Source organism: Edaphobacter sp. 12200R-103 (assembly GCF_010093025.1).
Lineage (GTDB): Bacteria > Acidobacteriota > Terriglobia > Terriglobales > Acidobacteriaceae > Edaphobacter.
This window is the reverse complement of the sequence record NZ_CP048114.1, coordinates 1,746,026-1,759,406: the sequence shown is the minus strand read 5'-3', so window position 1 is coordinate 1,759,406 and position 13,381 is coordinate 1,746,026. Positions and strand designations below refer to the sequence as shown.

Annotated in this window: 15 protein-coding genes; 10 read left to right on the top strand and 5 right to left on the bottom strand. The window is 57.8% G+C overall.

The window, feature by feature from the left end; translation table 11 throughout:
* Window positions 1-3 precede the first annotated feature (3 nt).
* The gene (locus GWR55_RS07305; protein ID WP_238398703.1) at window positions 4-738 is read left to right on the top strand and encodes an OmpA family protein; all 735 of its coding nucleotides are present in this window, start codon (window positions 4-6) and stop codon (window positions 736-738) included.
* 180 nt (window positions 739-918) lie between these two features.
* On the opposite strand, the gene GWR55_RS07300 is transcribed toward GWR55_RS07305, so the two are convergent.
* The gene (locus GWR55_RS07300) at window positions 919-1,098 is read right to left on the bottom strand and encodes a DUF3311 domain-containing protein (RefSeq protein WP_162401679.1); all 180 of its coding nucleotides are present in this window, start codon (window positions 1,096-1,098) and stop codon (window positions 919-921) included.
* 108 nt (window positions 1,099-1,206) lie between these two features.
* Between GWR55_RS07300 and mazG the strand changes: the two genes are divergently transcribed.
* The 3 genes from mazG (at window position 1,207) to menC (ending at window position 4,049) form a co-directional block, all read left to right on the top strand.
* Window positions 1,207-2,040 (top strand): nucleoside triphosphate pyrophosphohydrolase, encoded by an 834-nt coding sequence (gene mazG / locus GWR55_RS07295; RefSeq protein WP_162401678.1) that lies wholly within the window; start codon window positions 1,207-1,209, stop codon window positions 2,038-2,040.
* Window positions 2,041-2,079: 39 nt separating this feature from the next.
* Window positions 2,080-2,856 carry a GNAT family N-acetyltransferase gene (locus tag GWR55_RS07290; RefSeq protein ID WP_162401677.1) on the top strand — a complete coding sequence of 259 codons (777 nt, stop codon included), beginning with the start codon at window positions 2,080-2,082 and terminating at the stop codon, window positions 2,854-2,856.
* 65 nt (window positions 2,857-2,921) lie between these two features.
* Window positions 2,922-4,049 (top strand): o-succinylbenzoate synthase, encoded by a 1,128-nt coding sequence (gene menC, locus GWR55_RS07285; protein ID WP_162403826.1) that lies wholly within the window; start codon window positions 2,922-2,924, stop codon window positions 4,047-4,049.
* Here the strand turns inward: menC and GWR55_RS07280 are convergent.
* Window positions 4,039-4,914, bottom strand: coding sequence for a hypothetical protein (locus tag GWR55_RS07280; RefSeq protein ID WP_162401676.1), 876 nt, complete (start codon window positions 4,912-4,914; stop codon window positions 4,039-4,041). The genes menC and GWR55_RS07280 overlap by 11 nt on opposite strands.
* Window positions 4,915-5,196: 282 nt before the next feature.
* On the opposite strand from GWR55_RS07280, the gene GWR55_RS07275 reads away from it, so the two are divergent.
* Window positions 5,197-5,601, top strand: a complete 405-nt coding sequence (locus GWR55_RS07275) for a polymer-forming cytoskeletal protein (RefSeq protein WP_162401675.1) — start codon at window positions 5,197-5,199, stop codon at window positions 5,599-5,601.
* A gap of 17 nt (window positions 5,602-5,618) precedes the next feature.
* On the top strand, window positions 5,619-6,257 hold the full coding sequence (locus tag GWR55_RS07270) for a class I SAM-dependent methyltransferase (RefSeq protein WP_202925591.1): 639 nt from the start codon (window positions 5,619-5,621) through the stop codon (window positions 6,255-6,257).
* An 81-nt stretch (window positions 6,258-6,338) separates the two neighbouring features.
* Here the strand turns inward: GWR55_RS07270 and GWR55_RS07265 are convergent, their stop codons facing one another.
* The 3 genes from GWR55_RS07265 to GWR55_RS07255 form a co-directional block, all read right to left on the bottom strand.
* Window positions 6,339-6,593: a hypothetical protein gene (locus tag GWR55_RS07265; RefSeq protein ID WP_162401674.1), complete on the bottom strand. Its 255-nt coding sequence runs from the start codon at window positions 6,591-6,593 to the stop codon at window positions 6,339-6,341.
* A gap of 129 nt (window positions 6,594-6,722) precedes the next feature.
* The gene (locus GWR55_RS07260) at window positions 6,723-9,095 is read right to left on the bottom strand and encodes an APC family permease (protein ID WP_238398702.1); all 2,373 of its coding nucleotides are present in this window, start codon (window positions 9,093-9,095) and stop codon (window positions 6,723-6,725) included.
* 138 nt (window positions 9,096-9,233) lie between these two features.
* Window positions 9,234-9,377, bottom strand: coding sequence for a hypothetical protein (locus GWR55_RS07255; protein WP_162401673.1), 144 nt, complete (start codon window positions 9,375-9,377; stop codon window positions 9,234-9,236).
* A 59-nt stretch (window positions 9,378-9,436) separates the two neighbouring features.
* Between GWR55_RS07255 and lnt the strand changes: the two genes are divergently transcribed.
* The 4 genes from lnt to GWR55_RS07235 all read left to right on the top strand — a co-directional run bounded on the left by lnt (window position 9,437) and on the right by GWR55_RS07235 (window position 13,363).
* On the top strand, window positions 9,437-11,077 hold the full coding sequence (gene lnt, locus GWR55_RS07250) for an apolipoprotein N-acyltransferase (protein ID WP_238398701.1): 1,641 nt from the start codon (window positions 9,437-9,439) through the stop codon (window positions 11,075-11,077).
* 4 nt (window positions 11,078-11,081) lie between these two features.
* A protein-coding gene (prfB, locus tag GWR55_RS07245; protein ID WP_162401672.1) for a peptide chain release factor 2 occupies window positions 11,082-12,213 on the top strand; the annotation gives its coding sequence in 2 pieces (ribosomal slippage) (window positions 11,082-11,150 and window positions 11,152-12,213; 1,131 coding nt in all).
* A 196-nt stretch (window positions 12,214-12,409) separates the two neighbouring features.
* Window positions 12,410-12,913, top strand: coding sequence for a DinB family protein (locus GWR55_RS07240; protein ID WP_162401671.1), 504 nt, complete (start codon window positions 12,410-12,412; stop codon window positions 12,911-12,913).
* A 30-nt stretch (window positions 12,914-12,943) separates the two neighbouring features.
* Window positions 12,944-13,363, top strand: a complete 420-nt coding sequence (locus tag GWR55_RS07235; protein ID WP_162401670.1) for a CoA-binding protein — start codon at window positions 12,944-12,946, stop codon at window positions 13,361-13,363.
* Window positions 13,364-13,381 lie beyond the last annotated feature (18 nt).

Here is a 13,381-nt window from a genome sequence, read left to right as displayed (position 1 = left end):
GACATGAACTCCATGCGTTTTTCCCTTGGTAAAGATAAATTTGGTTCTGCGGGAACTGCCGTCCTCACCAGTGCTCTGTTGCTTACCTTCACAATCGGCTGCTCGAGCAAGAACTACGTTCGCTCGCAGACCGCGCCCCTCATCGACAAGACCAACCAACTCGATGCGAAGACAGCCAGCGACCATCGCGCTATCGTCGACACCGACGAACGTGCGACAGCAGGCATCGCAAAGGCTCAGGGAGCGGCGAACTCTGCTGACGAGCGCGCCCGCGCTGCCGGCAAGTCCGCCGACGCGGCCAATCAGTCGGCTCAGGATGTTGTGAATCGCGTAGACACCCTGACCGGGGTAGTCGCCAATCTCGATAATTACAAGTCGGTGGGAGACGTCAGTGTAACCTTCGGCTTCGACAAATCTGCTCTGACGGCGAACGATCGGAAGACCCTCGATGACTTTGCTGCAGGGCTGGCGGAGAAGCGGAGTTACATCCTTGCCGTGACTGGTGGAACCGATTCGACCGGCGATGCGAACTATAACTATGCCCTCAGTCAGCGTCGCGCGGATGCGGTCGTAAATTATCTTGCGACCAAATACAACATTCCGCCGCACAAGTTCTATCTCATAGGCATCGGCAAGGATCAGGAGGTTGCCAGCAACAGCACGGCAGCCGGACGAGCCAAGAATCGCCGGGTTGAGGTGAAGCTGATGACCAATATGGAGCAGCAGGCCTCAAGATAGAAATCTTCCGCAGTATCCTTCTGCATCACCAAACACACCACGAGGCGTCGACGTTCGATATGCTGCGACGTGGCGTCTACAACCTCTCCCAGCGGCGGCAGGGCAGCATACGATAGACCCGGCCGTCCACCCTCCTTCTTATCTTGATTAAGATTGCGCTCCGTATCCGATGCGGGCTGGCTAGTCCTTTAGGGCGCGATACACCAGTCCCAGAAGGACAGATGTAAGAACCACCCAGGCGAACTGATACCAGTAAAAGAATGGAAAGCCCAGCAACGTTGGGGTTGCTTTGGCATAGAGCTGTGGGAAACACAGGGCAAGGTACGGCGCCGCGAGCATTACCCACAGAAGCGGGCTCATTCGTCTCTTCGGCTCAGTTCGGTTTCCCTGATCGTTCGGCATCACTCTATGGTCAGGATGCTATCACGCAGGATGCGCTGTCTCCTATGCTTCGGGTAAAGTGAAGACATGGAGTCACAGGAGAGCGAAGCGACCGCGCGAAACCTGGGTGAGTCCGTTCGAATTATGGAGCGGCTTCGCGGGCCTGATGGATGCCCCTGGGACAAGGAACAGACCTTCGATACCATCAAGCGCCACACCCTGGAAGAGACCTATGAGGTCTTCGACGCAATCGAGCGGCGGGCATGGTCGGATCTAAGGGATGAACTCGGCGACCTCTTCCTGCAGGTGCTCTTCTACTCTCAAATGGCTGCCGAAGCTGGCTACTTTACCATCAGCGATGTTGCCGCAAGCCTGAATGCGAAGCTGATCCGCCGCCATCCTCACATCTTTGGCGATGTCAAAGCGGAGGACTCCGCTACCGTTCTGAAGAACTGGGAGGCGATCAAACGTGAAGAGAAACGCGCCTCGGCGGAAGGGAAGTCGCAGCCCTCATTGCTCGAAGATATTCCACGCTCTATGCCCGCCACGATGGAGGCGGCGAAGCTGGGCTCGCGTGCCTCCAAAGTCGGATTCGACTGGCCCGATGTAGAGGGTCTCTTCGACAAACTGAATGAGGAGATCGCGGAACTGCGTGCCGAGATTCCTTCTGGCGTGCAGGAACCGGAGAAGCCGCAGGACTCCTCAGCCATCGAAGAGGAGCTGGGCGATCTGCTCTTTACGGCCGTCAATCTCGCGCGCCATCTCCGGATCGATCCTGAGTCCGCACTCCGACGTGCCAACGCAAAGTTTCGATCGCGCTTTACCGCGATGGAACGCGCGGCAGGCGGAGCAGAGGTCCTTGAGCGTCTAGACCCGAAGGAGCTGGATGCTCTTTGGCGGGACGCAAAGCGGGCAGAGTAGTACGTTGTACGGCTATTGGAGAGCGAACGACCAAAAGGCATGAACACACACAGCGAAACGGGAATTGAGATTCGGCCACTGACAGCGCTTGAGGAGTTTGAACGCTGCGTTGTTCTGCAGCTTGAGGTCTGGGGATATAGCGACGGCGACCTGATCCCCCGCAGAGTCTTCCTGGTAGCCCAGCGCATCGGCGGTCAGGTCCTTGGTGCGTTTGATGGGGACACCATCGTTGGCTTTGCCATGGCCTTGCCCGGTTATCGCAACGGTCACGCTTATCTTCACTCGCACATGCTTGCCGTGTTGCCGGACTATCGCAACGGTGGGCTGGGACGCAGGCTGAAGCTGGCTCAGCGGGACGACGCGCTGGCGCGAGGCTTCGACCTGATGGAGTGGACCTTCGATCCCCTGGAGATCAAAAACGCACACCTGAATATCGCCCGTCTGGGCGCCATCGCCCGCCGCTATAAGGCGGACTTTTATGGGCCTTCCTCTTCTCCCTTGCAGGGCGGCCTGCCGACGGATAGGCTATACGCGGAATGGTGGCTGAAATCCCCCCGGGTTGCGAACATCCTGGCCGGAACACCGGAGCCGATCGAAACCATAGAACGTATCACTGTCCCGCACGCCATCTACCAATGGAAGCAGGATCCCCAGACAAGATCACTCGCACAGGAGCTGCAGAAGACGAACCGGAAGGCCTTCGAGTCAGCGTTCAGCCGCGGTCTCGCTGCTATCGGTTACGAACGCGACGCCCACGGCAACGGAACGTTTTTGCTGGGCAGGTGGAACGATGAAGAACAAGGCGCCTGGAGCTGATTCGGAGCGACCTGAATGCGTGCAACTTCCGCAAACGACGATTGGAAGGACGGGATTCTGAGATGCTGAATATTGATGCGATTCACATGCGTGAGATCAACATGCCGCTGGCTTACCCCTTTGAGACCAGCTTCGGTCTGACCACAGGCCGTCGCATCCTGCTTGTCGAGCTGGAGTGCGAAGGCCTCACAGCCTGGGGGGAGTGTGTCGCTGGAGAACACCCTTATTTCAGCGACGAGATGATCGATACGGCCTGGATCATCACCGAAACCGAATTGGCTCCACGTCTGCTCGATGCCGAGCTGCAGCACGGCGGTGATGTCCCCGACGTCCTTAAGCAGGTTCGCGGCCACCGTATGGCGAAGGCTGCTCTCGAAAACGCCGTCTGGGATCTGGAGGCACAGTCGAAAAAAATCTCCCTTGCAGACCTTCTCGGCGGAACCCGCGACGTGATTCCGTGCGGCGTCTCCATCGGAATTCAGCCCACGCTTGAAAAGCTGCTCGAAAAGATCGAGACCGAGCTGGCCGCCGGTTATCAGCGGATCAAGCTCAAGTGCAAACCGGGATGGGATACCCACATCTTTGAAGCCGTACGCGAGCGTTGGCCCGATATCATGCTCAGTTGCGATGCCAACTCCGCCTATCGCATGAAGGACTTCGACCATATCGCTTCGTGGGACCAGTTCAAGCTGCTGATGATCGAGCAGCCGCTCTGGTACGACGATTTCTACTTCCACTCCATGCTGCAGAAGCGGATCGAGACCGCGATCTGCCTCGACGAGTCCATCCGCAACCGGCGCGATGCTCTGGCGGCGATCGACATGAACTCCTGCCAGATCATCAATATCAAGGTCGGTCGTGTCGGTGGTTTCAGCGAAGCCATTGCTGTCCACAATGTAGCGGCAGAGCGGGGAATTCCCGTGTGGTGCGGCGGCATGCTGGAGACAGGCATCGGTCGCGTCCACAACATTGCGCTCTCATCGCTCCCGAACTTCTCTCTTCCGGGAGATGTCTCCGCTTCCGCGCGCTACTGGTCGCAAGACATCATTGAACCGGAGGTGACGGTCAGCAAGGCGGGGGAGATTCCCGTTCCCGCTGGCGCAGACTCCGGCTACGCGATCCTCCGGGACCGGATCGAGAGCCTGACGGTGCGAAGGCAGACATTGCGCGCGAAGGCGCGGGTTACGGCCTGATGTCCTGCTTCGGCAGTGGCGTGTTCAGCAGTTCACGAACTGCGTCCTGATAGCTCATTGCGGCAACAGGCCGGAAGTCCCACGCATCGATATCCGCCTGGATATTGAGTGTCTTCACCATCAGGGCGCGCACAGAGATGCGCTCTTTGAAGTGCGTGAAGATCCAGCGTCCGTCCGTTGCCTCTGCCTGATCGAGTGTGAGCTGGCCGCCGGGATAGATGTGAGCCAGCATGCCCCAACCGAAGTTAACGCCGCGGAAGATATTTCCTTCCATGCGCACGACCGTCTTGGTCTTCATATCGATCCAGGCTCTTCCTCGCATCCCGGTGAGCGCCTCTGCTGTTGTCGAAGGAGGATGAAACTTCGGATTCGGCTCGTAGTCGATGACGATTTCGGTGATTCCCGGTCGGCGCCCCGTCTGCGGCTGGCCGGGGACGTAGGTGTAGATCATGGCGTCCGGCATCAGCCGCATCAATTGATCGGCAACCTTTTTCCCTGACTGGTTGTCTTTGATGTGCTTGGCAAACGCATCAGGATGCTTCACCATGTCATTCAGCCGTTCCTGCTCATCGCGATCCTGTTCCTCGGTGAGCGGCTTGCCGTCCCGCAGAATCAGGCGCGCAACAGTACCATCCTGGCTCTCGATGACGTCGCGTACCTGGTCTCCTTTGGCATTCACAAGATGCATGCGATACCGCAGATGGCTCGTCCTGTTATGGAGAATATCCAGTTCGCGGTCAATCGCCTGAGTCACCCAGGTACGAGGCGGAGTATTCAGCATCGCGGCCTGTCGGGCCTTCTCCGCCGCTGCATCGGCCTGGAACGGAGGAGCTGCCGCTGCCGGCAGGCACAATACGATTCCCAAAATGAAAATCGCCGCGCTGCGGCTTCTCGTTGCCTCCTGCACCAGCCTCAGAGAGCCTTGGAGATTCTGTTGCCCGCGTTCTTTCAACATCACTCCAATGACCCTCGTCCCGCCAGATGGATCGGTTATGCGCGATCCTGCTGATATCTTACGTGTGACGAAAATGGATAGCAGAGGGTTTTCTTGCACGTGTCACGTGTTTGCCTCGACGCAGCACCTTGGGTATAGTTCGGGCAAGGTGCAGAGTATTGCCTACATTGCTCCAGGAGAGAAGATTACCGAATGAAGCCGGCTGAAGGTTCCACTGTCATAGGGAAATCGGTCACCATACGGGGTGAGCTATCGGGAAATGAAGATCTCTATCTCGACGGAGATATGGAAGGAACAATCACGCTTACTGAGAGTTCTTTGACCCTGGGACCGAATGCGCGAATTCTCGCCAATGTTCGGGCAAAGGACATCATCGTTTACGGCTCTATCAAAGGAGATCTCCATGCTTCGGATAGGGTGGAGATTCGCGGCTCTGCATCGGTGGACGGCGACATCTACAGCCGCCGTCTGTCGATCGAAGAGAACGCAACGATTCGAGGCAGGGTAAATCTAAGCCCTGGCGAGTCCCCCGGCGAGGGGGTGGAGGCAGTATCGAAACCACAGCAGGAGAGTCTCCTGCTCGAGCCGAAAGCATAGGAAGGGAATACTAGGGAATGCGGAACATCTTCGGCGGCGGCGAAGGCTCAGCTAGCTCTCGCAATACGGATTCTTCGCGGGTTCCGCGCCACTCCAGCGGATGGAAAGAGCTTCAGAAGCACCTGAAGGGGCAGGAGTCTCTGCGTGTGCTCGACATCGGCCCAACCTCCTCCACCAATATCAACTACATTACGGGACTCGGTCACAGTATCTATATGGCCAACCTCGTGGAGGAGGCCGCGCGTCCCGAGTGGGTGTTGCCCTCAGAGCCGGGGGAAGAGGCTCGTTACGACTGCGATCGCTTCTTTGAGGCGAACCTGAACTTCTCCGGGCGGCAGTTCGATGTCGTTATTCTCTGGGATACAGTCGACTTTCTTCCTGAAGCGCTGATCGAGCCGCTTTTTACCAGATTGCACGAGGTTGTGGCCCCCGGAGGCCTTTTGCTCGCCTTCTTTCATACAACGAAGGAGCCCAACACGGCTTTCTGCCGTTATCATCTGACGGACACTGAGGTGGTGGAGATGCAAAAGTCAGGGAGCTATCCTCTCCTGAACGCCTACAGCAATCGCAAAATTGAAGCCATGCTTCATGACTTCAGCAGCTATCGCTTCTTTCTTGCCAAGGACAACTTGCGCGAGGTGATCGCAACGCGCTGAAGCTGCATTCTCGCTTCACAAGGGATCTGGAGACGAAATGCGCAGGGAGTAGATTCCCCTGCGCATTCTGTGTGCCTTGCGCTACTTGCCTGCGTTCTGTTTTCTTCGCTCTGCCCATCGCTTCTTCATGGCGTCCGCGATGCGCTTGCGGCCTTCGGGAGTCATCTTGCGTTTGCTTCTGCCCCCACTAGCCTTTGTTGTATTGGCGCTTCCTTTAGGACGGCCCCGGCGGCCTGTTGCGCGCTCCGGCTGCAGTCCTTCTGCGAGCAGTGCCCGCGCTTTTTGCAGTTTGATGATCTGAGCGTCGATCTCGGCGATAATACGGCTAACTTGCACTTAGGTCTCCTGAAAGATGGGAATGGGTGCAAAAGAGAGAGCGATAGAATCTCAGGTTCCCACCTGTTGTTGTATGCACTACTAGGTAACGATACCGGATGTATTTCCGATGCCGCAAACTGAAAGCATCTATTTGCGGGCGATTTCGGTCTTACTTTGTTCCGGAAGCGCTGCTGCTTTGGGGCGGATCGAATATCCCGGACCTGATTTATCCATCTCTTCGTGGTAGGTATTGCCCAGCCCGCGCGGGCGATTTGAGCGCTGCAGATAATGCGACAGTTCCGACATCAGGGCATCTTTGTCGTGAGCAAACTCTGATGCCATGCGACTTAAAGCGTAAGTCACGATATCGCTGTGGTGCAGATCGCGCATCGCCGGATCGCGCCGCAGATTCAGCCACAACCGATGCACGAGCTGAACCTCATCGGGCTGGATGGTAGGGGCATGCGGTCCGATGTGGAAGCTCAGCGATTCCCCATCCGGTTTGATCACATAAAACGTGAACTGACGCTTCGGCTCCGGAAGAGCCTCCCAGGCCTGACCGACATGATAAGCCTGCTCCTCGGCGGTCAGCTTGCTCGAAAGCCCGGAGACGACCGCTGCAACATCCAGCGAGTTTGCCGTCCGCACCAATGCAGCGAAGATATCGCCTGCAGGCACTACCAGCAGTGAGATATGTTTCCCAAAGCTCTCCGCAACCGAGACCGCTTTGGTGAACAACATCTGCTCGTGTTCGCTGAAGAGTTGTTCGGAGGCTTCCACATACTCCGGGCCACCGACCCCCATCATGCGGGCTGCCAGCACCACAATGTCCTGCTCTTCGGTATTGGTGTGCGTCAGAGCCCACTTCAAAGCAAACGGCGCCGCAGCGTCTCGCATGGTTACGATGACTGCGCCCGGACGGATATCGAGCGCGGACAAACCAACCTTGTCCTGATGCTCGAGTTGGAAGTGTTCCCGCATCTGCCGCGAGGTAAGGTCGTGGCGCTTGCGGTTATTGCGCTCCGAAAGCGAAAAGATCACAAAGAATGCCGCGGCAAAGATAACTCCGCTGACCGTAGCGACCGACTTCGTAAACAGGTTGACGATCGCCGTCGTAGAAAGGACGAGAAAGACCGATATCAGACCGATCGGAATCTCCGTCTTTCCGATACGGAGATTCATCGGTACCTTCCATCCGCGCTCGCCGTGGTATCTCCACCGCAGAATCAGCATTGCCAGGGCGTTGAAGGTGAAGCTCCAGATGACGCCGAAGGCATACGCTTCGCCAATCACAAGCACGTTGCCGTGTGTCAGAACGATCACCAGCAACTGCATCCCGGCAACGAGGTTCACGATGCGGTAGCTGGTTCCGTACTTCTTCTGCGGTTTGCGGAACCAGTCCGTTAATACGCCGTCTTCGGCGATGCGCATCAGTACGCCGGTCGACCCGACGATCGCTGTATTGACCGCGCCGCCCAGGATCAGAAATCCAACCAGAACCACGAAGCAGCGGAAGGCCAGGCGCAGAACCTCGGGCCCAACCATGTACATCGCCATTCCGGCGATCAGGTTGTCGCGGTAGACATGGACCCGCACCGAGTCCGGAATAATCATCACCGCGAGCAGGGAGCAGAGCCCGGTAAAGAAGAAGCTGTAGGTCGCAATCACCAGGGCTGCGCGCTTCAGGTTCTTCAGCTTGGGGTGCTCGATCTCGCGATTGACCTGGGCCAGGGACTCCTCACCGCTCATGGCCAGGACCGAATGGCCAAACGCCATCAATACGCCGAACAAGCCGAGTGAAGCAGCGAACTTTGTTCCCTTCAGAAAGCCCAGGGCATCCGAGCTGAAATGCAAATTCGAAGGGATAGGCAGCGGAGGAAGCTGCGCCCCGCGATGAAATACGGTAAACCCGCCCCAAAACAACAGGATCACTACCATGACGGTAGTGATCTTCATAATGTCCAGAGCGCGCTGGCTCGATTCCTCGATGCCTTTGATGTTCTGCCACCAGAAATACAGCGTGATCGCCACGGCGATACAGGCAGAGGAGTAGTCGGGCCTGAGGTGTGGGACGGCAGCCCAGTGCAGCCTTGTTCCAGCGTAGGCCAGCAGGTCGTTCAGCAGCCCCACGATGTATTGGCCGGCAGATACACCGGAGATCGGCCCCGTCAGCACATAATCGAACATCAGGGCCGAGACGCTGATCTTGGCGAAGGTGCTGCCCAGAGCCTCCTTGACGATGCGATATACGCCGCCGCGGGTGAACATCGAGCAGCTCTCGACGTAGACCGAACGCACTGCATAGGCGAAAAAGACAACCGCGAGGATCAGCCAGGGCGCGGATTTGCCCACAGCTTCTTCCGCAAGCCCGCCAGCATAAAAGGCTGAAGAACCTAAGTCATTGAGAACAATGGCAGCCGCGCGCCAGAAGGAGATAAACGTCAGCATGACTGACGAGGCCACGACGAGGCGTACTCGGTTCGATTGCGGCAGAACGACAGTATTTTTCGCTGAAGCCATTGATTGTGGAGGACGCATCCGACAGCTGTCATTCGCGTCCAGAAACCTATCGTCCGAGAGTCAGTTTAAGGTCGCTTCCGTACAGCGTCAATTGGTCAGGCCATCTTTCCGGCCCATTTTCAAAAGGAAATCTGCGCCTCAGCCTTCTTCCTCTTCGTCACTGGTAAAGATCTGCTGAACGTCCTGCACCACGGTAAAGACGACGACAAGCATCGACCCACCCATACCGATAAAGAACAGGGGCTCCAGAATTTTGCTCAGAAGATGGATTACGTGTTCCATAATGCTTGCTCCATTATAGAGCGGGTGCGTCTCCGACCTCCGATGATAGACTCAAGCCCGTGCGACTCATCCCCGGAAAGCTCTGGGCTCTGGCTGTACTCTCCGGCGTTCTGCAGGTTCTGCCGTTTCCTCTCGCAGGCCCTGTGCCGGCCTGGCGAGCCGCCCTCTGCTGGATCGCGCTTACTCCACTCCTGTGGGCACTTGCCTCTAACGACCGCCGCGGAAAACCGCTCAGCGTCCGTCAGAGTGCAACTCTCGCCTATCTCTCCGGCTTCGTCTGGTACCTCGGCAACTGCTATTGGATCTACCAGACGATGTACCTCTACGGCGGGCTCGACAAGCCTGTCGCTCTGGGGATTCTCCTCCTCTTCTGTCTTTATCTCGGCCTCTATCACGCTCTCTTCGGCATGCTCTTTGCCGTGGTCCGGGCAGGGAAGTGGGCCAGGCTTGCTCTGCTGCTCAGCCCTGTCCTGTGGGTCGCTGTTGAGCTGGCAAGAGCGCGCATCACCGGTCTGCCCTGGGATCTGCTCGGCCTTGCTCAGATCGACAACTCCGCCTTGACGCGGCTGGCGCCCTATACCGGCGCCTATGGACTTTCATTCGTTATCGCGCTTATTAACGCGCTCTGGCTCGTTCGATTTCAGCTTCGCGAACGCAAACATACGCGGCTGCTTCTTACCGCGCTTGGTGTCGCGATTGTCGTCACCTGTATCCTCGGCGTTCGCATGATCGCGCATCCTCATCGTGATCCCGCGACGGCAACAGCAATACTGGTGCAGGAAAATCTCGAAGTGGGCGCCGCAGCAAAGGAACCGCCGGCCTCGACACAGCAGCTTCTCGAATCCTTCTCTTATCTCAGCCGTCACCCCGGCGACCGTATGTATCTCGGGATGCCAGAGCGGAAGGGAACACCCATCCTTCGCTATCTTCCGTCGCCTGCGGCCCGCGACTCTGACCTGATCGTCTGGCCCGAATCGCCTGCGCCATTCGAAGAGGATGACTTACAGTTCCGCTCGGCGCTCTCATCGCTCGCCGTTCAGGCGCATGCTCCGGTCATCGTCGGCAACGTCGCCATGCCCCGCACGACATCCAATGGTCGAGGATACTTCCTCTACAACTCTGCATCCTTCGTATCTCCCCAGGGCGAATTCGTCGGCCGCTACGACAAGATGCATCTGGTTCCGTTCGGCGAATATGTTCCCTTCAAGGACCTCTTTTTCTTCGCCCAGAACCTTCTGCATGAGGCCGGGACCTTCGATGCCGGACAGACTCGCAGCCTCTTCTACATGAACGGCCATCGTTACGGAACATTTATCTGCTATGAGTCCATCTTCGCTGACGAAGTGCGTCAGTTCGTCCGTAACGGAGCCGATGTTCTGATCAATATCTCCAACGACGGCTGGTACGGAGACACCAGCGCTCCCTGGCAGCATCTGAACATGGTGCGCATGCGCGCGATCGAAAATCACCGCTGGATTCTCCGCGCTACCAACACCGGTGTCACAGCCTCCATTGACCCCAACGGTCGGGTGGTAGCGGCCGCGCCTCGTCACGTTCGCACCAGCATCCGCGTGCGCTTCGGATATGAGAATGACCTCACTTTCTACGCCGCGCATGGAGACTGGTTTGCCTGGGCCTGCGCTGTGGCGTCCGCTGCTGCTTTGTTCGCGAGTCTGCGCAGACGATTTGCCGTAAACTAGAAGCATGCTTAGCGATCTGGAATACACGTACTCCCCGGTGCGCGACAAAGTTCGCGATCTGCGGGAGTATCTTTGACGCGCCCCGCCTCCGTCGTGAACTAGCCGATATCGAAGAGAAGACCGCTGACCCTGCCGTCTGGGCCGATCCCGCGCGTTCGCAGCCGCTCATGCGCGAGCGCAAGCGCATCGAAGCCATGCTGTCCGATGAGGCCGAGCTCGCCCGCCGCTTCGATGACATCGAAGCCTACTTCGAGCTTGCCCGGGAGGGCGAAGATACCGAAGCCGACCTCGCAAGAGAGATCCCTGCCTTGATCGAATTCTCTGAGAAGCTCGAATCCAAGACCATGCTCTCCGAAGAGACCGACCCGCTCAACGCTATCGTGGTCGTCCATCCCGGCGCCGGCGGAACCGAGTCCCAGGACTGGGCCGAGATGCTGATGCGTATGTACATCCGTTGGGGCGAACGTCAGAACTTCAAGGTCGAGATCAACGAAGTGCAGGATGGCGACGAGGCCGGCATCAAATCCGCGACCTTCACCATCTCCGGCGATTTTGCCTACGGCCTGCTCTCGGGAGAGACCGGCGTCCATCGCCTCGTCCGCATCTCGCCGTTTGATTCCGCCAAGCGCCGCCATACCAGCTTCGCTTCCGTCTTCGTCTCGCCGGAGATCGACGACTCCATCGTCATCGACATCAAGCCCGAGGACCTTCGCATCGATACCTACCGCTCCGGCGGAAAGGGCGGTCAGCACGTCAACACGACCGACTCGGCCGTTCGCATCACCCATCTTCCCACCGGCATTGTCGCTGGCTGCCAGAATGAGCGCTCCCAGCACAAGAACAAAGAGAGGGCGATGAAGCTGCTCCGTTCGCGCTTGTACGAGTACGAACTGGAGAAGAAGAAGGCCGCCACCAAAAAGCTCGAAGACTCCAAGCTCGATATCAAGTTCGGCTCGCAGATCCGCAGCTACGTCATGCAGCCCTACCGCATGGTGAAGGACCTGCGGACCCGCGTCGAGGTTGGAGACGTCGACCGCGTTCTGGACGGAGACCTGGAACCCTTCATCCGCGGCTACCTCAAAATGCGTCGGGAGGGAGGCGTCCCGGCTGCGGTCGCAGTTGACGATGACCTTTAGCAGGAGGTTTGCTGCCCCTGCCAGGCTGTTACTGCCTCACTTAAATTGAAGGTGTCATCCTGAGCGAAGCCTCTCGCGGCTTCATCGCGAGAGGCGTAGTCGAAGGATCTGCGTCTCTTCACAAACCCTGCCAATCCTCTGTGACCACATCCCAGCTCCGGGCATCCAAACTCCAGAAGTCTCACGAGGAACTGTAATGGCAAAGACACCCGAGAATCCGGGAACAGACGAACTCATTCGCCAGCTTAGGGATCTTCTCAACGGAGGGCAGGCGCACGCAACCTTCGAGGATGCCGTCAAAGACTTTCCTGAAGAGCATCGTGGCGTCGTTCCCGAGGGGCTGCCGTACTCTGCCTGGCAGCTGGTCGAGCACATCCGCATCGCCCAGCGCGACATCCTGGAGTTCAGCGCGCCTCCAACAGGAGGCTACCAGCCCAAGGCCTGGCCAGAAGATTATTGGCCGGAGTCTCCAAAACCGTCTTCCACGCATGCATGGGAGGCATCGATTGCGGCAATCCGCAAAGATCGGGAGGCCTTTGAAGAGCTTCTCTCCAGGCCCGGAGCCGACCTATACAAGCCATTCCGCTGGGGTGAAGGGCAGAATCTTCTGCGCGAGGCACTGCTCACCGCCGATCACAACGCCTATCACGTTGGCGAGATTATTATGGTTCGCAGGCTTCTGGGTATCTGGCATAAGTAGATTTCGTAGGAGACGATAGAGTAGACCCTGATGAACGAACCTGAAGTGATCCGCCAGATGCTGGGTCAGCCGCCCTCCGACCCGCGCACCATTGCTGTCATCGGGCTCTCTGAAAATCCCGGCAGGCCCAGCCACTATGTCTCGCAGTACATGCAGCAGCACGGATACCGCATCCTGCCGATCAATCCGCAGGTCGAATCTGTGCTTGGCGAGCGTTCCTGCACCTCGCTGGCAGCTCTGCCTCTCCGGCCGGATATCGTGAATGTCTTTCGGCTGCCGCAATTTATTCCAGCTATCGTTGACGAGATGCTTCAGCTTGGATTGAAGAACCTCTGGATTCAGCAGGGGATCGTCAATCCAGAGGCTGCACAGAAGGCCGAAGCCGGCGGCATTCATGTGGTCATGGATCGTTGCATCATGATCGAACACCGACGGGCCAGGCTTGCCTGATTTTCCTTCTGCGCGGAC